Below are 23,965 nucleotides of genomic sequence, written 5' to 3' on the forward strand. Positions count from 1 at the left end.
GATCAGCGCATAACCGTAACCGTTTGCCCGTCTATGGAAAAGCGGATGATATTCGTTTTTTCCAGGATCATCAGCATTTCAGACATTTTGATATTGCGTGGGAAGGTAGCCACAAAGCGGGCTTCAATACTGTCTTTGAATATAACCTTCACATTGTACCATCTGGCCAGCTGGCGCATGATACTCTGAATGGATTCATTCTGAAAATTGAATTTGCCTTCCTTCCAGGCTGCCACGCTGCCGGTATCTGGCGTTCTGATCTGCAGCGTACCGTTCTGGTAATAGTCTGCCTGCTGGCCCGGGATGATCAGGCTGGCCAGTTGAGGTTTGGCTTCGGGAACAAAACGCACGCTGCCTTTCAGAAGGGTGGTTTTCACCGAGCTCTCATCATCATAGGCGTTGATATTAAAACGGGTTCCCAGCACCTGCACTTCACCGTTAGTATATCCATACTGCTGAATGCTCACCAGGAAAGGCAGTTTCTGTTTACCCCGTTTAACCTGCACTACATCAAAGAATGCTTCCCCTGTAACCATTACTTTTCTTTCATTGCCGGTGAAGGATAGTGGAAACCGGAGCGAGGATCCTGCATTCAGCCATACCCTGCTGCCATCTGGCAATACAACATGATATTGTCCCCCGGCCGGGGTAGTGATGGTATTGTAAAGTGGTTCGCCTTTATTGGGAGAAGTAGTGCTGGTATTGTATTCCAGGCGATCGTTACCCGTTTTCTGAACGGTGGCGGCGCCTTCATCGGCGAGCAGGCCGTTGGCGGACTGATCCAGCCGGATAGTGCGCCCGTCGGCCAGTTGAAGGGTAGCTACATTGCCACCCGGAGCCACATCATTCTGATAACGGCTGGCCGGGTCATCCTTTGCCTGTTGTACAGGCGCTGTACGGAAAAAATAAAACCAGCTGCCGAGGGAAAAGATAAGCACGGCAACCGCAGCTGCTGCAATAAGCAGCCATCTTCTGCGTGGCGGTACAATATGAAGGTTTACTTCCACAGGATCCGGAAAGGGCGGTTCTGCTGGCTGGAATTTGTTGAGGTATTTTTCATATCCTGATTCCACATCAATACGGTCGAGCTCTGCAATCCCTTTCTTCACCCACTCTTCTTTGTGAACGAACTGAAAGATATTATGCCGGTCATCGGAACCAAGCCATTGCTCCAGTTCTGCCTTCTCGTCTGCAGATATATCCCCTGCAAGGAATTTAGCCAACAATTCTTCAATTCGGTCGTTTGTCATTGGTAAGTATTCTGTGGAATAACGCGGCCGGGTAATGGGGCGCTGTTTTTCACCGCCCCGTTTTTTTGATTAAAAAGCTTTGTCTGATGTGGGATTTGTGGCTATCTGTGTTACAAAAAGAACTCGAGTGAAATTAATAAAAACAGCTGGAAAAAGTCTGAGAGGGGCATCAGATTCTTTTTGGCGAGAATGCCTCTCAACAGATTCAGTGCCTTCGCTTTCTGGTTCAGTACAGTCTGCGGAGACAGTTCCATTTCTTCTGCAATTTCCCGCGTTGACATTCCGCGGGTATAGATGAGCTTGAAGATCTTCTTGCATTGCGGAGGCAACTGCTCAATCTCGTTATACACTTCCTGCAGGATCCTGGCCCGCAGCATTTCATCATCCGCCTGCGCATCGGTATAATCCATCAGGTATTGAAGCTGCTCCTGCGATCTTTCAAACCTGGCCATGCGGCGCAGGTAATCAAGGCATTCATTACGGGTGGTAACATACAGGAAGGCTTTTACATCCCGGCTGGAAGAGAACTGTTCAATGCGGCCAGTGAGCTTGAAAAAAGAAGTACCTACAATGTCTTCGGCTTCCTGCTTGTTGTTCACCAGTTTTTCTGCGAAATAGATCAGGGGCTTGTACAATTGGTTGAACAATTCCTTCACTGCTTCAGGCTGCCTTCTGTGCAGCGCCGCAATAAACGCCTTATCCGGTTTCATTTGAAATGATTGTTTTAGGATGCAGTAAAACAGTAGCACCTGATCAGGTGATCAGGCTGCAATAAAAAATCCGGATAAGGAGTATCTTAGGTTTATCAGTTGTTCTTACATGAAAATATCAGGTGTCCATCACTGTTAGTGAATAGCCTGAACCACTGGCTGCACAAAGAAATTGGATTTACAGAAAAGGGCCGGGATTGTTGGGTTGGGTCAGGGGGGTACTTTGGAATAGAGAAGATCCAAAATAATCGAAAATTCTGAAAGGAGAAATATGTGGGCATTTTTGGTGATAAATTATTTTTTCAGATTCCCAGCACTGTCCGGAGTTTGGCATACCCGGTTTTGCTAACGGGAACACTCACTGGAGGAGTGGCCCCGGTATTGAGAACTGCCAGGTAACTTTCCTTTTCATAGGCATCCAGCCTGCTGATAATCTGCACATTTACAATGTAGGAGCGGTGGGTACGCACAAACTGTTTACCGTCCAGTGTCTGTTCAAAATGCGACATGGTCTTGTTCTTCAGGAAGGATCCTGCAGCGGTATGGACCTTTACATAATCGTCGTCGGCCTCCAGGTAGAGCACTTCCTGGATAGGTATGATCCTGATCTTACTGCCGGTCTTTACCACTATCCGCTGGTTTTGCGGCGATCCCGCAGCTACTTCCTGCAGCAGGGTACCGGTGGGCTCTGTAGCGGCTGCCGGCTGCTGACTGCGCTGGTCGAGCCATTTGTGGAGTGCTTTGTCAAAGCGCTCCTGGCTGAAGGGTTTCAGGAGGTAGTCTACTGCGTTATTCTCGAAAGCCTTCAGGGCATATTCATCAAAAGCGGTAGTGAAGATAACGCCGGGAGGAGCATCCAGCAGTTCCAGCATTTCAAAACCATTGATCTTTGGCATCTGCACATCCAGGAAGATCAGGTCGGGCTGATGTTGCTGAATGGCTTTCACGCCTTCAAAGCCATCATTGCATTCCTGTATCACACTGATCTCCGGGAAGGCCTGGAGATATTCTCTTACAATCATCCGTGCCAGGGGTTCATCGTCAATGAGTATGGCTTTGATCATGCCTGTGGTATTTTGATAGTGGTTGAAAAGATATTGTTGTCTGATTCCGTGGTGAGCAGGTCCTGCCTGCCAAAAAGAAGGTACAGTCTTCTCCGGGCTGAGTGAAGTCCGAAGCCCGTCCCGGACTGCGGTGTGGCTGTTTCCGGATCATATGGGTTCTGAACGGTGATCACCAGCAGCTTTCCTGCAAGGCTGACGCTGATGCGGATCTCCACCTCCCCGGTAGTGTCGTATAATCCGAACTTGATGGCATTCTCCACTACAGGCTGCAGCAGCATATGCGGAATGCGGCTGCCTGCTGTGTTTTCCTCCCTGCTGATAGTGGTTTTCAAACGATGTCCGAATCTGACTTTTTCAATATCGAGGTACAACTGCAGATGGTCCATTTCTTCTGCCAGGCTGATCCATTGCTGTTCGTCTTTACGCAAAGTGCCGCGCAGGAAATCTGATAGCTGCTGTATCATCTTACGTGCCTGTGTGGGCTGCAAACTCACCAGGGCGCTGATGCTGTTGAGACTGTTAAAGAGAAAATGCGGTTGCAGTTGCTGTCTCAGCTGGTAGAGTTCGGCATCACGTGCCAGTTTCTCTGCATCAGCTTTTCTTTTCTCCTGTTCTTTCTGTTCAGCCAGCGTGTACCAGAGCTCGCTGACCAGCGCCACTCCACCCATGATAAGGAGAGAAATGCTGAAGCGGATGCCTTTGGAATGAGAAAGGATCTCCATATAAGCAGGGTTATCTCCCATCACGGCTTTCAGCAGGTAATAAGAGCAGCACATGGTGAGGGCGCTGAGCGCGCTGCAAATGAGCAGGAGGTAAAACAGCAGACCTTTACCGGGCCGGTAATAGTGCAGGTTGGCGATCAGCAGGATGCAGAACATCAGTAGTACGGTATTGTTGATGCCGGCATCCAGGTAACTCACTTGCCAGCTGCATCCCCATTCGTTCAGTACATAGGCATGCAGGGTGGTCCACAGCAGCCAGTTGCCGAGAACGATCAGTTTGTTCCGCTTTGATGCAAGCAGTGATGATGCCATTTGCCTGTTTTAGAAAATTTGCAGGACCTTATCTGAAATATTCTGTTTGATATGTGCGGCCTTGCGGTGCACCAGTTCCGTGAACTCCTCTGCGTCTTCGGTTTCCTGGATCCTGGAATAAAGTTCTGCACCGTCAATCAGTTCAGAGAGCTGGTAGAGCTCACTGATATTTACAAATTCCCATTGCACCAGTTTCTCCTGCTGGTTGAGGAAGATCTCCTGTTCCTGTATGCCGATGGCCTTCGCTTTTTCAAAGGCGATGGTTTCATTAGCGGCTGCAATAAGCCTCAGTTGCTCATCAAACTGCGCATGTTGATGGCCGTCAGTTCCGCAGCGTATCCTGTAAACAATTTTTGCGAGGTACCAGTTCATATGAAAATGATTGTAGGATGATTGTTTAATAGGTTCTGATCTCCAGGCCACCGAAGATGATGGTGCCGCGTACTATAAGTCTTTTGGTGGGGTCTGTTGGCACATTGTTCGGCCTTTTATCTTCAATGCCTCCGAAGATAGCTACAGCTTCTGCTGTATTTACTTCCCAGTGCGCGGGTACTTTGAGTTTTACGCCTCCGAAGATCTGCACGGCTTCTACCTGGATCACACCATTGAAATCGGCATTCAGCAGGTCGATCTCAGCACCTCCGAAAACGGTGACCACTTCGCCGCCGTTGAAGGATTTGTTGTAGATCACTTTTTTTATGGCTCCGAAAACAGCTACTGCTTCCAGGTCCGGATCATCTGATCTTTGTTCATCAGACATATCGTTGTTCTCATCTTTGGAGTTGCATTTTTTACCCATCTTGCCGCGGAACCAATTGCCTTTGGAGCCATACAATACCAGTAATCCTACTACAATGAAAGCCCCGGGTAATAAGAAGCGGGAGAAAGGAACGTCAGGGAAGAGTTCATCTAAAAGAAAAAATGCGCCCACGCCCGAGATAACTATCCAGGTGAAATCGCGGAACCTGCTGGCTGCGCCAACTGCAATGCCAACTACAATGAGCAGCATTTTCCAGGAGATCAGCCAGGAAGGAAGGTTAGCGCCAAGTGTATTAAGAAGGAGGACGGCACCCACCCCCAGCAAAATGAGACCTGCCCATTTATTATTGTTCCTGTGTGTGGGCCTGCGCTGATTCCCGCCTGCATTGGTGTCCTGCTGAGAGCTGTCCATTTGCTTAATTTTCAACAAATCTACAGTCAGCATGCTTTACCAGCAAGCGGTAACCAGCTATTCTGATGGGCAACCCGGTGAATGCCGGAAAATGGTCGGTGAAAATTCTTTATTGCTTACCCTGGGAGAGTTTGCTGCGGATACGGCTCAGCGTTTCCAGTGTCATGCCCAGGTAGGAGGCGATGAATTTCAAAGGAACACGGTTCAGCAACTGGCTCTTGGTGGCAATAAAATGCTTGTACTTGCTGGTGGCTTCTGTGAGCCTGGCAATAAAGGCGCGCTCTTCCGCATCGCGGTAATATCTTTCGAGCACCATCCTTCCTACGATATTGGTTTCAGGATGATTCTCGTAGAGATATTGAAGGTCGTCATAATGCAGACCTGTCAATTCGCAATCTTCAATGGCCTGTACGTTCTCTGCAGATGGTTGCTGTAACTGAAAGCTGGCAATGGCTGCAACAAATTCACCTTCACCTGTGATCCAGGTTGTGATATCCTTGATGCCATCTTTAACGTAACCTCTGAGGATTCCTTTGCGAACGAAGTAGAGATAGGAGCAGACTTCACCTGGTGTAAACAACATCTCGTTTTTGCGGATCCTGTGCGAAAAGCTTTTCTGATTTACATACGCCTGTGCATCCGCGCTGATGGAGTGTAAATTTCTGGCGAGGGTGACAATGGGAGATTCAGGCATAGTGGGTCTGGACATCCACTGTTCGACTGGCTGATTGTGTAAAGGCATACTACGATCTATAAATGTTTAGGTTGGGGGTTCACAAAAACATAGGTTCCTGATCAGGGATTACGGTAGTTCATCTAATCTTCCAGAGGACAGTGAGATACAATTGGCCCGAATGGGTAATTAAAGATAGCAAAAAGAATCACTTGTAATGAAAGTTATTTACGTAAATAAGTGATTTCCTTTAACGTACTAAGGTAAACCTGTCGCCATCAAAAATACCCAGATCACTTAGTTTGAGGTGCGGGATCACCAGGAGCGCCATAAAGCTGAGGGTCATGTAAGGAGCTGATAAATTTGTGCCGAGCGACTTCGCCAGATGGTCCATTGCCGTGTATTTTGCAGCCACGTTGAAACCGTCGTCAGCGCTCATCAGGCCTGCAATTCCGAGCGGAAGGAGGTGTGTTTCAAGGGTATTATGATGAAAGCTGCTGTCCTTGAAACGGACCACGCAACTGATGCCACCCTGCGTGGCAATTACTGCATTTACTGCCATGCAAATGGCTTCATCATCTGTTCCAACCGCCACGATATTATGACTGTCATGTGCCACCGATGATCCGATGGCACCGTGTTTTAACCCAAAATTTTTAATGAAACCACGGGCCGCCGGTTTATCGTGATTATACCTGTTTACCACTACTATTTTCAGCAGGTCCCGTTCCTGGTCGGCTACCATCATTCCGTCTTTTACCGTAGGAGCCATATCAATCCGGTTGGTGATCAGCTGTCCGTCCAGCGCTTCTATCACCGGAATGGTTGCCTCCCCATTGTATGGCACCTGGAAGTAAGAGATCCTTTTCGGTTCTGCATGGAAGTGATTGATAGGTAGAACCGGTTCGCGTGAGATTTTTGTTTCTCCGTTTTCTGCTACCAGCTTTCCATCGATCCATGTACTGATCACTTTGAAACTGGTGAGATCGCGTACCAGAATGCAATCCGCAGGATCCCCTTCGCGCAGCAAACCAACACCGAGTTTGTAATGCTCAACAGGATTGATACAGGCGGCTTTCAGCACTTTGAAAAGATCGATGCCTTTGGCCACAGCTCGCGCGCAGAGCTGGTCTATATGGCCTTCCACCAGGCTGTCCGGATGTTTGTCGTCACTGCAGAACATCATATGGTCCGCATGATCATGCAACAGGTCTATGAGTGCTTCAAAGTTCCTGGCGGCACTTCCCTCACGGATGAGGATTTTCATGCCGAGCGCCAGTTTTTCTTCCGCTTCTTCGCGGGTGAAACATTCATGGTCTGTGCTGATACCTGCACTCACATATTGTTGCAGTGCTTCTCCACGCAGGCCTGGCGCATGACCGTCAACCGGTTTTCCGATGCGGTGGGCCGCTGCGATCTTCTCCATCACTTCAGGGTCTTTGTGGATAACACCCGGAAAGTTCATCATCTCGCTGAGATATCTTATTTCCTTCTTTTGTAGCAAAACTTCTACTTCCTCCGCGCTGAGACTGGCGCCTGCCGTTTCAAAAACCGTAGCGGGTACACAGCTGGGAGCGCCGAAATAGAATTTGAAGGGAACGGTCCTGCCATTCTCAATCATATAATCCACACCCTGCATGCCGCAGACATTGGCAATTTCATGAGGGTCGCTCACTGTTCCTACGGTGCCGTGCAATACAGCCAGCCTGGCAAACTCCGAGGGCACCAGCATGGAACTTTCAATATGTACATGACTGTCTATGAAGCCGGGAAGCAAAAAAGGCGGAGTAGTACCGGGCCAGGCATCAGCCAGTTCTGCACTGCTGATCTCCCGGATGGAAGCGATCTTTCCCTGTCCGATGTGAACAGCGGCAGGATAGATCCGCGCCTGTTTAATGTCTACTATATTTGCCTTTATCATGTAGCAGTTTATGGCGGAATGAACGCGCTAATATAGTTAAAAATCGCTCCGTGGTATACCCTTGCATGGGCAATATTTAATAATCTGATCCTGAATCAGTAAGTTGCAGTACTAAATTCTGACGCTCAATTCATAACGTATATGAATAACCGAAAAATAATTGTTTCCATACTTTTTTTACTGATCTCCCGCCTTGTAGTGGCGCAACAGGTGATTGTGAACAATGTAGGCAAAGATCCTTTCAATGGCAAGGTCACGGAAGTGGTTTTCAAGGGAAAGGAAGGGCAGTGGACCTTCAACCCTTACAACGCACTGGTTGTGAAGGCTACATATCGTCCGGCAGATTATAACCGGGGTGAACTGATGAGCAATGCCGTAATCGGTACACCGCAGGCCACCCAGGCAAAGATCACCAACGGAACCTCCCAGACCGTTGAATTTGAGAACGGGCTCAGTGTGGTAATTCAGCGTGACAGGATCTATTTCCGGCAGGGCAGGGAAATAAAAGTGAAGAATGCATCCTATTTCAGCCAGGACAATAACCGGGGCTTCCGTTTTCAGCTCACAGACGGGGAGAAATGGCTGGGTGGCGGTGAGCGCGCCTTACCGATGGACCGCCGCGGATACCGCCTTCAACTGTACAATTCACCCGCTTACGGATATGGGCTGGGAGCTGATAATCTCAATTTCTCCGTACCATTTTTTATCTCTTCCAATAACTACGGGCTGTTTTTTGATAATCCTTCCAAAGGATATGCAGATATCGGGCTCACAGAAAAAAGCACGCTGGAAGCAGGCTTTATGAGTGGAGAGCTGAACTTCTACGTGGTGTTCGGCCGGAATCTGGATGAGATCATGCTGAACTACAGCGCCATCACCGGCAGGCAGCCGTTGCCTCCGCGCTGGGCGCTGGGCAATTTCGTGTCCAGGTTCGGATACAGAAGCGAAGCACAGGTGAAGGATGTGGTGGCCAAAATGCAGGCGGCCGGGTTCCCCATCGATGGTCTCATATTCGACCTATTCTGGTTTGGTGATGATATAAAGGGAACCCTCGGTAATTTCGACTGGGTGAATACCAGCAAATGGCCCAACCCGAAGAATATGCTCACCCGGTTCCGGCAACAGAATATCAAACCAGTGCTGATCACGGAGCCTTTCTTTCTGAAAGGCACCAAAAGTTTCGCTGAAGCAACGCCTTTCCTGGCAACGGATGCAGCCGGACAGCCTTATATGTATAAAGACCTCTACTTTGGAGAAGGCGGTCTGATAGATATCTTCCGCAAGCCGGCGCGCGACTTCATGTGGAAGCTCTACAAAAAGCAGGTAGCCAATGGCGTTAGTGGGTGGTGGAGTGACCTTGGCGAGCCGGAGAAACATCCCAATACCATCGTTCATAATCTCAAAGACCAGGGCATCAACAGACCGGTAACTGCCGATGAGATCCATAATCTGTATGGTCATCAGTGGAGCGCCCTGTTGTATGAAAAATACCGCGATGATTATCCTGATCAGCGCCTCTTCCATCTCAACCGTGCAGGCTTCGCCGGTAGCCAGCGTTACAGTGTGTTTCCCTGGACAGGCGATGTGGCCCGCAGCTGGAGCGGCCTCAAGGCGCAGTGGCCGGTGCTGATGGGCATGAGCCTCAGCGGCCTGCCCTACGTACATTCCGATGCCGGAGGTTTTGCCATGGCCGATGAAGCAGATGCAGAGCTTTACACCAGGTGGTTGCAATTTGCTGCTTTCACACCGGTGTTCCGCCCGCATGGTACGGCGCTGGAAGATTATGATAAAACAGTGAAGAGCATTCCTTCCGAACCTGTATTCTGGCAGGAGCCATACCAGGGGATCGTAAAAAAGTATGTGCGTCTCCGTTATGAGCTGCTTCCCTATAATTATTCGCTTGCATATGATCAGGCAGTGAATGGCAGGCCGCTCATGCGCCCGCTCTATTACTATAACTACAATGATCCTGAAACCTTCAATGCCACTGATCAGTACTTCTGGGGCGATCAGTTCCTGGTAGCGCCCGTGATGACGCAATCTGCCACCAGCAGGAAGGTTTATCTGCCCGAAGGGCAGTGGTACCGCTTTTCCGACAGCAAACTGCTGGAAGGAAAGCAGTGGCTGGATCAGCCTGCTGAACTGGCAACCATGCCACTTTACGCAAAGGCAGGTAGCTTTATTCCTTTCTGGCAAACGGATTCCGTGATCCGCAATACAGAAGCATACAATTCAAAAAGTATCGGGATGGTGTACTATCCATCTGCTGCTGCTGCTGCTTACACCTGGTATGATGACGATGGTGCAGAGCCCCGCGCCCTGGAGCGTGCAGAGTATGAACTGGTGACCTTTACCGGCGTAACCAAAGGGAATACCATCAGCATTGAATTAAAAACAAATAATCCGGCTGCCTACAAACGCAAACAGCAGCGCAAATTCACCCTCCTGATCCCTGGTGCGAACATCAAATTTGTACATGTGAACGGTACGGAAATCAGCACAACTGCCGCTAAACCCATGATAATGGCCGGTGGTCAGTTTTCAGCCACCACCATCGTTTTTGATGGTAAGCCAACAACAGTGGAGATCAAATTGTAATTGAAAACACTTTATCTTCGCCACCCAATCTGGCTGCTCTAACTATTTAAAATATTGCCATTATGCAAGCTTGGAAAGAATACCAGGAAAAGAACAAGGATCGTTTCCTCGAAGAACTCAAAGATCTGTTGCGCATCCCGTCTATCAGTGCCAACAGCGCCAATAAAGAAGACATGCGCAAATGCGCGGAAGCCGTGAAGCAACGTCTGCTGGAAGCAGGCGCCGGCAAAGCGGAAGTGATGGAAACAGCGGGCCATCCCGTAGTATATGGAGAGAAGATCGTAGATCCTTCCAAACCAACGGTGCTGGTATATGGCCACTATGACGTGCAGCCGCCCGATCCGCTCAATCTCTGGACCAGCGGGCCGTTTGAGCCGGTGGTGAAAGACGGTAAACTATATGCGCGCGGATCCGCCGATGATAAAGGCCAGGTGTACATGCATGTGAAAGCGCTGGAGACCATGACCAAAACAAACACACAACCTACCAATATCAAGTTCCTCATCGAGGGTGAAGAAGAGGTAGGTTCTCCCAATCTCGAAAAATTTGTTGCAGAGCATAAGGACCTTCTGAAATGCGATGTGATCCTGATCAGCGACAGTGCCATGCTTTCCCTTGACACCCCTTCCATGGACATCGGCATGCGCGGCCTCGCTTACATCCAGGTGGAAGTGACCGGTCCTAACCGTGATCTCCACAGTGGTGTGTACGGCGGTGCTGTCGCCAATCCCATCACCATGCTCGCGAAAATGATCGCCGGCGCACATGACGAGAACAATCATATCACCATTCCCGGTTTTTATGATGATGTGCTCACCGTGTCTGATGATGAAAGAAAGATGCTGGCACAGGCTCCCTACAATGAAGCTGAGTACAGCAAAGACCTGGGCGTTGAATCGCTCTGGGGCGAAAAGGGCTTCTCCACCAACGAGCGTACCGGTATCCGCCCAACACTGGAACTGAACGGTATCTGGGGTGGTTACACGGCCGAAGGTGCCAAGACCGTTCTTCCTTCAAAAGCATACGCCAAGATCTCCGCACGCCTGGTGCCTAACCAGAGCTCTGAGAAGATCACGGAACTGTTGCTGAACTATTTCAGGAAAGTAGCTCCTGCAGGCGTTACTGTGAAGGCTGAGAACCTCCATGGCGGCGAACCTTATATGACCCCCATCGGATCCAAAGGATACCAGGCTGCAAGCCAGGCTTACGAAACCACTTTCGGTAAGAAACCGATCCCGGTCCGTGGCGGCGGCAGTATTCCCATCTGCACCATCCTGGAAAGGGAACTGGGCGTGAAGATCGTGTTCATGGGTTTTGGCCTCGACAGCGATAACCTGCACTCACCCAATGAGAAATTCGACCTGGCCAATTTCTACAAGGGCATCGAAACGATCCCTTATTTCCACCAGTTCTACGCGCAACAATAAGCCGTAACTTTGAAGCATGGCCGATAAAGAGAAATTACGCATCGATAAGTATTTATGGTCGATCCGTTTGTTCAAAACGCGCTCGCTGGCTACTGAGGCCTGCGACGGAGGTAAGGTAAAGTGGAACGAGAACAATGTGAAGCCTGCGAAAGCTGTGAACATCGGAGAGATCTATGAAGTTAAAACAGCAGCCCGGAGATGGACCGTAAAGGTCACCGGGCTGCTGCATAACCGTGTTGCACACACGGAAGCCATCAAGTACTACGAAGATCTTACACCTCCCGAAGAGCTGGAACGGTTACAGTTCCAGGCTGCCACCTTCCATACAGGCAAACGCCTCAGTAAGCAGGGAAGGCCTACCAAGAAACAAAGAAGGGATATCGAAGGATTTATGGGGGATGAGGATGCTGAAGAATAATTACGCAGTGCCCAGTCGCTCGCGTCTCCGCGAGTGTTCATCTTCCTTATCTTTGCGGCATGCGTATCGATATCATTTCTATTGTACCTGAATTACTGGAGAGCCCGCTTGGTCATTCCATCATGAAGAGAGCCCGCGACAAAGGCTTGCTGGAAGTGCATGTTCATCATCTGCGTCAATGGGCGGTGAATGAGTATGGACAGGTGGATGATTATCAGTACGGCGGCGGCGCAGGAATGGTGATGATGCCGGAACCGCTGGCCAATGCCATCGAAACGCTGCAGAAAGACAGGCTGTATGATGAGATCATCTATGTAACACCTGATGGTCCGCGCTTTGATCAGTCCACTGCCAATCAACTCTCACTCAAAGGCAATCTTATCATCATCTGCGGACATTACAAGGGGATCGACGAACGCATCCGCGAACATTTCGTTACAAAGGAAATTTCCATTGGAGATTATGTGCTCAGTGGCGGGGAACTGGCTGCCGCGGTTATTGTGGACGCAATCGGAAGATTATTGCCCGGAGTGCTCAATGATGAGACCTCTGCGCTGATGGATTCTTTTCAGGATAACTTACTGGCCCCTCCAGTCTACACAAGACCATCAGAGTTCCGCGGTTGGAAAGTACCTGATATCCTCATGAGCGGCGACCCCCTGAAGATCGCCGACTGGCGCTATGAACAGGCTGTGAAGCGCACCAAAGAGCGCCGGCCCGATCTGCACAGTGATCAGTAAGTTATCAATGTCAATAATCTGACATGCAATTCCTGTTGATTCTCAGAATACCGCTACCATATAGATCAGCAGGTATACCACCAGGGTCATCAACAGTCCTACTAAAATTGTTTTCTTCATAAGAACGGATTTAGTGTTCTTATGTATGCATGTACTGTGCCAACCGGCAGTTTATCCACATAGGAAATATACCGGGGAGATTACGAATGTCGGGGAGCACTCGCTCGCCTCTGGCGAGTGAGTAATATTTGTTCGCCTCCGGCGAACGCTGAACTCGCCAGAGGCGAGCAAATAGAAGTCACTCGCGGGGACGCGAGCGACTGGCAGCTGCGAGAGAATGCTTTTGATCGCTCAGCAGGTTATTCAAATCCCATTGCACCTTCTCTACAAAAGGATGTTGCCTTACTTCACATTCGAATTTATTACAGATACGGCAGCTGAAATCCATGCAGCCATCCACATGCACGGCCATTTCGATGGAGTCTCCAAACTCGCGCCTGATCAGGTGTGTAAGCTCATCCACTTCAAGGTGCGCTTCGTTTACATTGAAATACCAGGGAACTGTGAGATGGCAATCTATATGTAATTGTCCACCGTATTTGATCACGCGGAGGTTGTGCAGGTCTATCCAGTTGGTGCGGCGGTTGGCGTTGAGCAGGATCACCATTTTCTGTAACAATTCCTTATCGGCTTCATCCATGATACCTGCCAGTGATCTGCGGAGGATTATGTAACCTGTATAGATGATGTACAGGGCAAGCAGAATGGCCACTGCGCCATCTAACCAGAGCAGTCCGGTAAACCTGATCAGCACCAGTCCGGCAATGATACCGAGTGTGCTCCATGTGTCAGATTGAAGGTGCTTGCCGCTGGCGATCAGCGCGAGTGAATTATTCTTCCTTCCTTTCCGGATACTGATGCTGCCTACTACAAAATTGATGAGTGCGGTAATGGCTATGAGGATAATACCGCTATCCAGTTTGTGCAGTTCACGTGGCTCGATGAGGTGGCGCACGGATTCATAGATGATGATAATGCCTGCAATGAGAATCAGGGTGCCTTCCACGGCAGCTGAGAGGAACTCCGCTTTACCATGACCGTAAGGATGATCTTCATCCCTGGGTTTGGCGGCAACATACAGGCTGTACAGTCCGATAAAACCGGCAATCACATTCACGGTGCTTTCCAGGGCATCTGTGAGGATGGCCACCGAATGCGTAAGAAAATACGCCACCAGTTTCAACAGGAAGAGTACAACAGCAACGGTTACAACATACCGTTGTGTACGGAGATTTTCGAGGCCGGTATCCAAAGCAAGCGATTTGGGTAAAAGTACAAAGATTATCTTTGTACAAACGTCAACCTGTGGAACTGATACCTGGCATCGTTGAAGAATATGCGGCAAAGTATACATCGCTTGAAGATGAACTGCTGCGGGACATCAATGCGCAAACCTATGCCACCCACGCGCAGCCCCATATGCTCAGCGGGCATGTGCAGGGTAAATTACTGGAAATGGTGAGCCGCATGCTGCAGCCACGCCGCATCCTGGAGATCGGCACTTTTACCGGCTATAGTGCCCTCTGCCTTGCCAAAGGCTTGTTAAAAGACGGTTTATTGCACACAATTGAGCTCAGAGAGGCCGATGGAGCTATATCCCAGGCAAATTTCAATAGGTCAAATGACCGCGAAAAGATAATTTTGCACATCGGGAATGCGTTACAGATCATACCCGACCTGCAGGAGACCTGGGACCTCGTTTTCATTGACGCCGACAAGGTTTCCTACATGGAGTATTTCAACCTGGTTTTGCCCAATTTAAGGCCCGGTGGCGTAATTCTGGCGGATAATGTCCTGTTTCATGGACAGGTGCTGGAAGAGCCGGTAACCACAAAGAACGGTAAAGCCATGCAGGCCTTCAATGAGATGGTGCTGCAGGACGAAAGGGTAGAGCAGGTTTTGCTCACCGTACGTGATGGTTTACTCATGATCCGTAAAAAATAAAAGGAATGCTGAAACGCTTATTGATCGTTCTGCCCTTGCTGGCAACTCTTTGTGTAAAGGCTCAGAAGAGCGCTGACATCCTGGATTATATCAACACCTACAAGGAACTGGCTATACAGGAAATGGTGAGAACAGGCGTGCCTGCTTCCATCAAACTGGCACAGGGCATTCATGAGACCATGGCGGGCAAAAGCGTGCTGGTTATGAAATCCAATAACCATTTCGGCATCAAGTGCAAGGAAACCTGGCAGGGCAAAAAAGTATACCACGATGATGATGCCCGCGGAGAATGTTTCCGCTCTTATTCCAGCCCCAGTGATTCCTACCTGGATCATTCCAATTTCTTGAAGAACAGCGCCCGGTATGCCAGCCTGTTCCAGCTCGATCCCACTGACTACAAAGGATGGGCTTACGGCCTCAAGAAAGCAGGGTATGCCACCAATATAAAATACTCACAGCTGCTCATCAAACTCATAGAAGATTATAACCTGCAGGAGTACTCGCTGATTGCGCTGGGTAAACTCCCGATGCAGAAAGATATCCTCGCTTCCAACAAAACAGTGATCGGTGAGCCCATTGCGGTGGAAATGATACAGGAAAAGGTGGTTGCAGAGGTTGGTAATCCTGATCTTATCCGTCCGTCTGTTCCTGAAGTGAGCTATCCGGAAGGAGAGTTCAAGATCAACGATACCCGTGTGATCTATGCAAAAAGCGGCACATCCTTGCTGGCCGTTGCCAAACTCTATGATATTTCGCTGCGCCGCCTCCTCGATTTCAATGATATGGACAGGGAAGATGTGATCACCGACAACCAGCTGCTCTTCCTGCAACGCAAGCGGAAGACCGGTGTTGGCGAATTACATATTGTGCAGGAAGGCGAAACCTTGTACGATATCTGCCAGACAGAGGGTATTCGTTATGAAGCCATGCTCAAGTACAATCATCTGAAAGAAGATGATGTACCTGCCATCGGGGAAAAGATCTATCTCCGTACTGCTGCTCCTGCAAGGCCCAGGCTGGCTTCAGAAATGGCTGTGGCTGCCGTGGTAAGAACAACTGTAGACAGCAGGCCTGCCATGAGCAGCTCCCTGACGCATGTGGTGCAAACCAAAGAGACCCTGTACAGCATCGCCAAAAAATACAATGTTACCGTTGAGAAGATACAGGAGTGGAACAGGCTTCAGAGCACTGACCTGAAGATCGGCCAAACGCTTGTCATTTTACAATAACTGATCTTATGAGCATAATCCGTGTACACGATAAATCATTCGAGCCATACCTGACTGCTGACGTGATCAAAAACCGCATCAGAGAAATTGCAGGGTCCCTCAACAAGGATTATGCAGGTAAAAGACCGGTAGTGATCGCTATCCTGAATGGCAGTTTCATCTTTGCTGCCGATCTTTTCAAGGAGCTTACTGTTGAAGTGGAAGTCTGTTTCATCAAGCTGGCTTCGTATAAGGGTACCCGTTCTACCGGACAGGTGATCACGGCCATCGGACTGGACACCGATATTTTCGGCAGGGATGTACTGATCATTGAAGACATAGTTGACACCGGTAAAACCCTCAGTGAATTCCTGCCCCAGCTGGAGCACCAGCAACCTTCTTCCATGAAGATCGTGGCATTGCTGCACAAGCCAGAAGCCACTGTTTTTCCGATCCCCATCGATTACCTTGGATTTGCTATTCCAAACAAGTTTGTAGTGGGCTATGGCCTTGATTATGACGGTTTGGGAAGAAATATTCCGGAGATCTACAAGCTGGCAGAGTAAGATTACATCGCCCGTACACTTGCAAGTAACCAAAGTATATGGTATTTTTCAACCCAAAATCACACGTTGAGAATTGCTATTGCAATACTGCTGTTTACCCTGTTGTTTGCCACTGCTTCCGCCCAGTATTACCTGCGTGGCGAGATCAGAGACGAGAAAGGAAATACTTTGTCCAACGCCAGGCTGAAATTGCAATCCAGCAATCTTACCTATTACTCCGGAAATAAAGGAGCTTTCGGCATCGTGAGCAATAAAGAATGCGACACGCTTTTTATTTCTCTCGATGGCTACCAGGAACTGGCCCTCAAGGTAGAGGCCGGCCGCTATCATACCATCTCTCTTAAAATGCTGTATTCCGTTGCCAATCTGCAACGTAACAAACTGGTAAGCCTCACACGCGATCTGCAACCTGAGGATAGAAAAAAGCAGTTGTTCAGCGGAGAAACCTACAGTGCCCTGGTGGAAAATGAATTTGTGATGGCGAGAAAATATCCTGAAACAGGGTTTGCTATTCATGCAGACCGTGCCGCATACAGTAATATCCGCCGCTTCCTGAACATGAATACAACAGTTCCGCCTGATGCGGTGCGCACGGAAGAACTGCTGAATTATTTCAATTATGATTCATCGCCGCTGGCGCGCGACAGTATCTTCGGTTTTCGGTCATACATCTCCGATTGCCCCTGGAATCCTCAACACCAGCTGCTATACCTGAATATCGCTTCCCGGAAGATCGACAGTGCTGAGATCCCTCCTTCCAACCTGGTATTCCTGGTGGATGTTTCCGGCTCCATGGATATGCCCAACAGGCTGCCACTTCTCAAATCATCTTTCAAATTGCTGGTAGATAATCTTCGTAATACAGATACGGTTTCGATAGTGGTGTATGGCAGTACTGTAGGTGTGTGGCTGACACCCACTTCAGGGGCAGATAAAGTGAAGATCAGAAAGTCTATCGAAGAGTTATATCCCGGTGGATCCACGCCTGGTGAATCAGGTATCATTACGGCTTACAGACTGGCAAGAAGCCAGTTCATCAAAGGAGGGAATAACCGCGTGATCCTTGCTACAGACGGGGATTTCAACGTAGGGCAAAGCAGTGAGGCAGAACTGGAAAAGTTGATTACGCAGCACCAGGAATCAGGCATCTACCTTACCTGTCTTGGTGTAGGCATGGGCAATTACAAGGATTCAAAACTGGAAGTGCTGGCCAAAAAAGGAAATGGAAATTTTGCTTACCTGGATAATGAACATGAGGCGGAGAAAGTGCTGGTGCGTGAGCTGACACAAACATTGTTCACAGTGGCGGATGACGCCTACCTCAATATCCGTTTCAATTCTTCCGTAGTGCGTCAATACAGGCTGCTGGGCTTTGATAACAAAGCAAAGGCGCTGGCTGATTCACTCAATGAAGTGGAAGGTGGGGAAGTAGGGCCGGGCCACTCGCTGCTGGTATTGTTTGAAATCGAAGGGGCCAGGGGAAATGGTGCGGAAGCATATCCTACTGACGAGCCTGTTGCCAGCCTGTCTATCAACTTCAGAAAACCGGGGGAGTCACTACGTCGTATAACCGAATATAGTGTGGTGAGTGATTATACTGAGTTCAATGATTTACCGCGCTGCTACCGCTTTGCCACATCTGTGGCCATGTTTGCGGCTCTGCTGAAGCAATCAAAGTTCTCCAATCAGTATGGATGGAGTGATGTGATTGTGCTGGCGAATGATGCACATCGGAAAGGGGATTATGTGCAGGAGGAGTTTATTACGATGGTGCAGAAAGCAAAGAAGATTTATGGGAAGATGAAGAAGCGGAAGAAGGAGTGAGTGTATCCGTGCTTTCGAGAGTAGGTTTTCCGAAATACTAACAACAACCTGATAAAAATATTGAGTAAATGTAAAAAGGGAATTCAGATCGAATTCCCTTTTTTAATAGAATGCTTTCTTCTCTAAGAGAACATCTCTCTCACTTTATCAAAGAAGTTCTTATCAGTTTTATCAGGCTGCGGCTGAAAATTGGGCGCATTGCTCAGTTTCTCCAGCATGGCTTTTTCTTCTGATGTGAGGTTTTGGGGAGTCCATACGTTCACATAGATCAGCTGATCGCCTTTTTCATAGCTGTTCACAGCGGGGAAGCCTTTGCCTTTGAGGCGGAAGATCTTACCGCTCTGTGTGCCTGCAGGGATCTTTATTTTAGCGCGGCCGTCGATGGTGGGTACCTCCACATTGGTGCCGAAGGCGGCATCGGGGAAGGAGATATGTAGTTCGTAAGCTACATTGAGCCCATCGCGGTGCAGTTCTTTGTGTTGTTCTTCTTCGATGAGGATGATGAGGTCGCCGGGGGCTCCGCCGCGTTCGCCGGCATTGCCTTTTCCGCCTACGCTGAGTTGCATGCCTTCACCCACACCGGCCGGGATATCGATGCTTACGGTCTCTTCGCCGTAGATCCTTCCCTCGCCCTTACAGCTGCCGCATTTGGCCGTGATCACATTGCCTTCGCCATTACAGGTAGGGCAGGTGGTAACGGTCTGCATCTGGCCCAGGAAGGTGTTGGTCACTTTGCGTACCTGGCCGCTTCCGCCGCAGGTGCCGCAGTTCTGAACGCTGTTTTTGTCTTTGGCGCCGCTGCCTGTGCAGGTGCTGCAGGTAACGTATTTCTTTACCTTGATCTGTTTGTTTACTCCTTTGGCGATCTCTTCGTAGGTGAGCTTGAGTTTGATGCGCAGGTTGGAGCCACGTACACCGCGTGAGCGTTGTCCGCCTCTTCTGCCTCCACCTCCGCCGCCGCCGAAGAAATTGCCGAAGATATCATCTCCGAAAATATCTCCGAACTGGCTGAAGATATCATCCATGTTCTGGCCACCGCCACCAAAGCCGCGTCCGTTGCCGTTTACACCGGCATGGCCGAAGCGGTCGTACTGGGCCCGTTTATCCTGGTCGCTCAGGACTTCATAGGCTTCGGCAGCTTCTTTGAACTTCTCCTCGGCGGCTTTATCGCCGGGGTTCCTGTCTGGGTGATACTGCATCGCCACTTTCCGGTAGGCCTTCTTGATCTCATCCTGGGAAGACCCTTTGGCCACTCCCAGTATTTCGTAATAATCTCTTTTCATAGAAAACCAATGTGGTATTATTTTCCTACAACCACTTTTGCAAACCGGATGATCTTATCATTCAGGTAGTAGCCTTTTGTTACTTCATCCACCACTTTGCCCTGGAGATCAGGGGTGGGAGCGGGAATTTCTGTAATGGCTTCGTGGAATTCGGGGTTAAATTCGGTTCCGACGGTCTGCATGACTTTTACGCCTTTTGCAGCCAGGGTATTGCGCAGTTTGGCAAATACCAGCTGAACGCCTTCACGGATGGCGGGATTGAGCTCCGGGTTGTCCAGGGTCTTTTCTGCACGGTCGCAGTCGTCAAGCACATCCAGCAGGGACACGATCACATCTTTGCCGGCGGTCTGGATGAGTTCCAGTTTTTCCTTGGCCGTTCTTCTTCTGAAATTGTCGAATTCGGCAGCCTGGCGGATGTATTTGTCTTTCAGTTCCGCCACTTCCTGGCGCAGTTTTTCCGCTTCGGCATCATTGCCGCCGGGGTTATCCTGTATGTCCTCTGTGTTGAGGTCCAGATTGCTGGCATCCTGGCCGTTATCGTCCAAAATCGGATCTTTTTCTGTCATAGCTTTCCTGTTTTTAAATGCCTTTTTGCTGTAAAAATGGCCGGTAAGATCGGGGTATGTACTGCTCAGGCGTTTCTGAAGCGCCAAAGCGGTAAAAATACGCGAATTTATCGGCAATGCTATTGTGGGCAATTACTTTGCCAGTGCCGGAAACAGGCCAAATTGTCTTTATTCAGGAGCCTGGGCTGACCATACTTCCGGCAAAGAAAAACCCCCGCCAGGCGGGGGTTCTGAATGTTCTATCTGAACCGGTGTGATCCGGTATTGCGCTTATTTGGCTGATTCTTCAGCGCCTTCCACCAGAACGGTAACCTTGTTGTTCAGTACTTCCACAAATCCGCCCTGGATATCATAAAAGACAACATGGTTGTTTTTGTCTTTCAGCACCTTCATCTTTCCGGCCTTGAGGGCAGAAACGAGGGGGGCGTGTTTGTCGAGCACTTCAAACAATCCGCTGATGCCGGGCAGTTGTACGCCGTATACATCTCCGCTGAAAAGTTTGCGCTCGGGTGTTAATATTTCTAAGTTCATAATTGATTAGAATGTTTTGACAAATTAACCTTTAGCCTGAGCCAACAGCTTCTTACCTTTCTCGATAGCATCATCGATGGTACCTACCAGGTTGAAGGCTGCTTCAGGATAATCGTCTACTTCACCGTCCATGATCATGTTGAAACCACGGATAGTTTCTTCGATGGGAACCAGTACACCTTTCAGACCGGTGAACTGCTCTGCCACGTGGAAGGGCTGAGACAGGAAACGCTGTACTTTACGGGCGCGTGATACGGTTTGTTTGTCTTCGTCGCTCAACTCATCCAGACCGAGGATGGCGATGATATCCTGCAGTTCTTTATAACGCTGGAGGATCAGTTTTACACGGTCAGCACATTTGTAGTGTGCTTCGCCAACGATCTGAACGGTAAGGATACGGCTGGTAGAATCCAGCGGGTCAACCGCAGGGTAGATACCAAGGTCAGCGATCTTACGGCTCAATACGGTAGTGGCGTCAAGGTGAGCGAAGGTAGTTGCAGGAGCAGGGTCAGTCAGGTCATCCGCAGGTACGTAAACCGCCTGTACGGAAGTGATTGAACCATTCTTGGTAGAAGTGATACGTTCCTGCATCAGACCCATCTCTGTAGCGAGTGTGGGCTGATAACCTACCGCTGAAGGCATACGGCCAAGCAGGGCCGATACTTCGGAACCAGCCTGTGTGAAACGGAAGATATTGTCAACGAAGAAGAGGATATCACGGCCTTTACCTTGTCCGTCTCCATCACGATAATACTCGGCGATGGTCAGACCGGAGAGGGCAACACGGGCACGTGCACCAGGAGGCTCGTTCATTTGTCCGAATACGAAAGTAGCTTTAGAATCAGCCAGTTCTTTCATATCCACTTTGCTGAGGTCCCAGCCACCTTCTTCCATGCTATGCTGGAATTCTTTACCGTACTTCATGATACCAGCTTCGATCATCTCACGCATCAGGTCATTACCTTCACGTGTTCTTTCACCTACACCGGCAAATACAGACACACCGGAGTATGCTTTTGCGATGTTGTTGATCAGCTCCTGGATCAATACGGTTTTACCTACACCGGCACCACCGAAGAGACCGATCTTACCACCTTTTGCATATGGCTCGATGAGGTCAATTACTTTGATACCAGTGAACAGAACTTCTGTAGCGGTAGAGAGGTTCTCAAACGCAGGTGGTTTAGCGTGAATAGGGCGGCCACCTTGTTTGGATACTGCAGGCAATCCGTCGATAGGGTCTCCGGTTACGTTGAAAAGGCGGCCTTTGATAGCTTCACCGGAAGGCATGGTGATAGCGGCGCCGGTGTCAACTACTTCCAGTCCGCGAACCAGACCTTCAGTACCGTCCATAGCGATACAGCGTACGCTGTCCTCACCAAGGTGCTGTTGAGCTTCCAGAACCAGAATTTCACCATTTTGTTTTTTCAGTTCAAGTGCGTTATAGATTTCCGGGAGTTTGCCGTCAAACTGCACATCCACTACCGCGCCGATGATCTGCTTGATCTTTCCAACGTTTGCCATATAAGATGTTTAAGAGAGCGTTTTAATTTGGCCGCAAAGGTAAGGGCTGGAGCACGAAATATAAAATAAGAAGCAGGAAATATATGGGGATTGGGAAGGAATTACGGGCGGATGGGGGATAACAGGCAGAGAAATGAGCATAATTCTCATATTATAAACGAATTATATGATGTGTTGGTCTTTATTTTGTATGGTGATAGGGGTAAAAAGAAATTTACGCTTTTCATTTTTTTTGTACCCTTGTACATTGTAACGGCTTGTTTAATAAGAATTGATGCAACTGATAGAAGTCAACGATCCTGCTACCGCTGCCGCGTTCATTCAGGTCAATGTGGAGATCAATAAACATGACCAGGGCTACATCCGCCCGCTCGATAAGGATGTGGAGGAGGTCTTCGACCCCAGCCTCAACAAGGCTTTCGGCTTCGGGGAAGTGACCAGGTGGATACTGAAAGATGAGGAAGACAGGCTCATTGGCCGCATCGCGGCCTTCGTAAATACCAGGTACCATAATAAAGATGACGATGGCCCCGTGGGTGGCATCGGTTTCTTCGACTGCATCAACAGCCAGGAAGCCGCCGATATGCTGTTTGATGTAGCCCGCCACTGGCTCCTGCAAAGAGGCATGGAAGCCATGGACGGCCCGATTAATTTCGGGGAGCGCGACCGCTGGTGGGGGCTGCTGGTGAACGGTTTCAATGAGCCGCTCTACTGTATGAATTATAATCAGCCTTATTATAAAGATCTCTTCGAGTATTACGGCTTCCGCCCTTTCTATAATCAGCTCTGCTTTGGAATGAGCATCCATGGCCCCTTCCATAAGAAACTCTGGAACCGCCACGCCGCCATTGCCAAAGATCCCAGTTATAAAATGGCCACCATCGATAAAAACCAGCTGGAAAAATATGCGGCAGACTTTTCCTTCGTGTACAACAAAGCCTGGGCAGTCCACGAAGGACAGAAAGAGCTTACCGCTCAGCAGGTGCTACTGCTTTTGGAAAAAATGAAACCGGTTTTGGATGAAAGGATCGCCTGGTTCGTATATCATAATGATAAGCCCGTTTCCATCTTCATCAACCTGCCCGACCTCAACCAGTGGTTCAAATTCCTGAACGGACAATTCAACTGGTGGAACAAACTGAAATTACTCTGGCTGATGAAAAAGCATCCGAGCCGGAAAATGGTGGGGCTGGTTTTCGGAGTTATCCCGGAATACCAGGGCCTGGGACTGGATGCTTACATGATCATCGAGGCAGGTATTTCGCTTAAGCAGTATGGTTATGAAGATTATGAAATGCAGTGGATCGGAGATTTCAATCCTAAAATGATCAATGTTGCCAGGAGAATGGGAGAGACCTGGCCGAGCAGAACGCTTACCACTTACCGTTACCTGTTCGACAGAACGAGGGAGTTCAAGTCACACCCGGTATTACAGTGATACTAACACGAAAAC

The 23,965-nt window shown here is 49.2% G+C and carries 22 protein-coding genes; 9 read left to right on the top strand and 13 right to left on the bottom strand.

The window, feature by feature from the left end; genetic code table 11:
- Positions 1-2 precede the first annotated feature (2 nt).
- From ACTHMC_RS19360 to ade, 8 genes are all read right to left on the bottom strand, one after another.
- Complete coding sequence (locus ACTHMC_RS19360; protein WP_440415587.1) at positions 3-1,250, bottom strand: FecR domain-containing protein; 1,248 nt, start codon at positions 1,248-1,250, stop codon at positions 3-5.
- A 110-nt stretch (positions 1,251-1,360) separates the two neighbouring features.
- Positions 1,361-1,960, bottom strand: a complete 600-nt coding sequence (locus tag ACTHMC_RS19365; protein WP_440415588.1) for an RNA polymerase sigma factor — start codon at positions 1,958-1,960, stop codon at positions 1,361-1,363.
- 302 nt (positions 1,961-2,262) lie between these two features.
- Positions 2,263-3,024: a LytR/AlgR family response regulator transcription factor gene (locus ACTHMC_RS19370; protein ID WP_440415589.1), complete on the bottom strand. Its 762-nt coding sequence runs from the start codon at positions 3,022-3,024 to the stop codon at positions 2,263-2,265.
- The gene (locus ACTHMC_RS19375) at positions 3,021-4,058 is read right to left on the bottom strand and encodes a sensor histidine kinase (protein ID WP_440415591.1); all 1,038 of its coding nucleotides are present in this window, start codon (positions 4,056-4,058) and stop codon (positions 3,021-3,023) included. The genes ACTHMC_RS19370 and ACTHMC_RS19375 overlap by 4 nt, the downstream gene beginning before the upstream one ends.
- 9 nt (positions 4,059-4,067) lie before the next feature.
- Positions 4,068-4,430 (bottom strand): DUF4288 domain-containing protein, encoded by a 363-nt coding sequence (locus ACTHMC_RS19380; RefSeq protein ID WP_440415592.1) that lies wholly within the window; start codon positions 4,428-4,430, stop codon positions 4,068-4,070.
- 25 nt (positions 4,431-4,455) lie between these two features.
- Positions 4,456-5,229, bottom strand: a complete 774-nt coding sequence (locus ACTHMC_RS19385) for a LiaF transmembrane domain-containing protein (RefSeq protein ID WP_440415594.1) — start codon at positions 5,227-5,229, stop codon at positions 4,456-4,458.
- A gap of 109 nt (positions 5,230-5,338) precedes the next feature.
- A complete protein-coding gene (locus ACTHMC_RS19390) occupies positions 5,339-5,971 on the bottom strand; it encodes a Crp/Fnr family transcriptional regulator (RefSeq protein WP_440415596.1) in 633 nt (210 codons plus the stop codon).
- A 181-nt stretch (positions 5,972-6,152) separates the two neighbouring features.
- Positions 6,153-7,823, bottom strand: a complete 1,671-nt coding sequence (gene ade / locus ACTHMC_RS19395) for an adenine deaminase (RefSeq protein ID WP_440415598.1) — start codon at positions 7,821-7,823, stop codon at positions 6,153-6,155.
- Positions 7,824-7,964: 141 nt separating this feature from the next.
- Here ade and ACTHMC_RS19400 point away from each other — a divergent pair, with 141 nt between their 5' ends.
- The 4 genes from ACTHMC_RS19400 (at position 7,965) to trmD (ending at position 13,006) form a co-directional block, all read left to right on the top strand.
- Complete coding sequence (locus ACTHMC_RS19400) at positions 7,965-10,421, top strand: TIM-barrel domain-containing protein (RefSeq protein WP_440415600.1); 2,457 nt, start codon at positions 7,965-7,967, stop codon at positions 10,419-10,421.
- A 62-nt stretch (positions 10,422-10,483) separates the two neighbouring features.
- Positions 10,484-11,848 (top strand): dipeptidase, encoded by a 1,365-nt coding sequence (locus ACTHMC_RS19405; RefSeq protein ID WP_440415602.1) that lies wholly within the window; start codon positions 10,484-10,486, stop codon positions 11,846-11,848.
- Positions 11,849-11,864: 16 nt separating this feature from the next.
- Positions 11,865-12,266 carry an RNA-binding S4 domain-containing protein gene (locus ACTHMC_RS19410; RefSeq protein ID WP_440415604.1) on the top strand — a complete coding sequence of 134 codons (402 nt, stop codon included), beginning with the start codon at positions 11,865-11,867 and terminating at the stop codon, positions 12,264-12,266.
- 59 nt (positions 12,267-12,325) lie between these two features.
- Positions 12,326-13,006, top strand: a complete 681-nt coding sequence (gene trmD, locus ACTHMC_RS19415; protein ID WP_440415606.1) for a tRNA (guanosine(37)-N1)-methyltransferase TrmD — start codon at positions 12,326-12,328, stop codon at positions 13,004-13,006.
- A 298-nt stretch (positions 13,007-13,304) separates the two neighbouring features.
- Here the strand turns inward: trmD and ACTHMC_RS19420 are convergent, their stop codons facing one another.
- Positions 13,305-14,318 carry a cation diffusion facilitator family transporter gene (locus tag ACTHMC_RS19420; RefSeq protein WP_440415608.1) on the bottom strand — a complete coding sequence of 338 codons (1,014 nt, stop codon included), beginning with the start codon at positions 14,316-14,318 and terminating at the stop codon, positions 13,305-13,307.
- Between the two features lie 53 nt (positions 14,319-14,371).
- Here ACTHMC_RS19420 and ACTHMC_RS19425 point away from each other — a divergent pair, with 53 nt between their 5' ends.
- The 4 genes from ACTHMC_RS19425 (at position 14,372) to ACTHMC_RS19440 (ending at position 18,608) form a co-directional block, all read left to right on the top strand.
- Entirely contained in the window at positions 14,372-15,010 is a 639-nt protein-coding gene (locus tag ACTHMC_RS19425) for an O-methyltransferase (protein ID WP_440415610.1), read from the top strand.
- A 5-nt stretch (positions 15,011-15,015) separates the two neighbouring features.
- Entirely contained in the window at positions 15,016-16,239 is a 1,224-nt protein-coding gene (locus ACTHMC_RS19430; protein WP_440415611.1) for a glucosaminidase domain-containing protein, read from the top strand.
- An 8-nt stretch (positions 16,240-16,247) separates the two neighbouring features.
- Positions 16,248-16,784: a hypoxanthine phosphoribosyltransferase gene (gene hpt / locus ACTHMC_RS19435; RefSeq protein WP_440415612.1), complete on the top strand. Its 537-nt coding sequence runs from the start codon at positions 16,248-16,250 to the stop codon at positions 16,782-16,784.
- A 66-nt stretch (positions 16,785-16,850) separates the two neighbouring features.
- Positions 16,851-18,608: a YfbK domain-containing protein gene (locus ACTHMC_RS19440; RefSeq protein ID WP_440415614.1), complete on the top strand. Its 1,758-nt coding sequence runs from the start codon at positions 16,851-16,853 to the stop codon at positions 18,606-18,608.
- 122 nt (positions 18,609-18,730) lie between these two features.
- Here the strand turns inward: ACTHMC_RS19440 and dnaJ are convergent, their stop codons facing one another.
- The 4 genes from dnaJ to atpD form a co-directional block, all read right to left on the bottom strand.
- On the bottom strand, positions 18,731-19,891 hold the full coding sequence (gene dnaJ, locus ACTHMC_RS19445) for a molecular chaperone DnaJ (RefSeq protein WP_440415615.1): 1,161 nt from the start codon (positions 19,889-19,891) through the stop codon (positions 18,731-18,733).
- A gap of 17 nt (positions 19,892-19,908) precedes the next feature.
- Entirely contained in the window at positions 19,909-20,457 is a 549-nt protein-coding gene (locus ACTHMC_RS19450) for a nucleotide exchange factor GrpE (RefSeq protein WP_440415616.1), read from the bottom strand.
- A 270-nt stretch (positions 20,458-20,727) separates the two neighbouring features.
- Positions 20,728-20,988: an ATP synthase F1 subunit epsilon gene (atpC, locus tag ACTHMC_RS19455; RefSeq protein WP_440415618.1), complete on the bottom strand. Its 261-nt coding sequence runs from the start codon at positions 20,986-20,988 to the stop codon at positions 20,728-20,730.
- A gap of 24 nt (positions 20,989-21,012) precedes the next feature.
- On the bottom strand, positions 21,013-22,512 hold the full coding sequence (atpD, locus tag ACTHMC_RS19460) for a F0F1 ATP synthase subunit beta (protein ID WP_440415619.1): 1,500 nt from the start codon (positions 22,510-22,512) through the stop codon (positions 21,013-21,015).
- Between the two features lie 274 nt (positions 22,513-22,786).
- Between atpD and ACTHMC_RS19465 the strand changes: the two genes are divergently transcribed.
- A complete protein-coding gene (locus ACTHMC_RS19465) occupies positions 22,787-23,950 on the top strand; it encodes a hypothetical protein (RefSeq protein WP_440415620.1) in 1,164 nt (387 codons plus the stop codon).
- Positions 23,951-23,965 lie beyond the last annotated feature (15 nt).

Source organism: Pseudobacter sp., from assembly GCF_051955275.1.
Lineage (GTDB): Bacteria > Bacteroidota > Bacteroidia > Chitinophagales > Chitinophagaceae > Pseudobacter.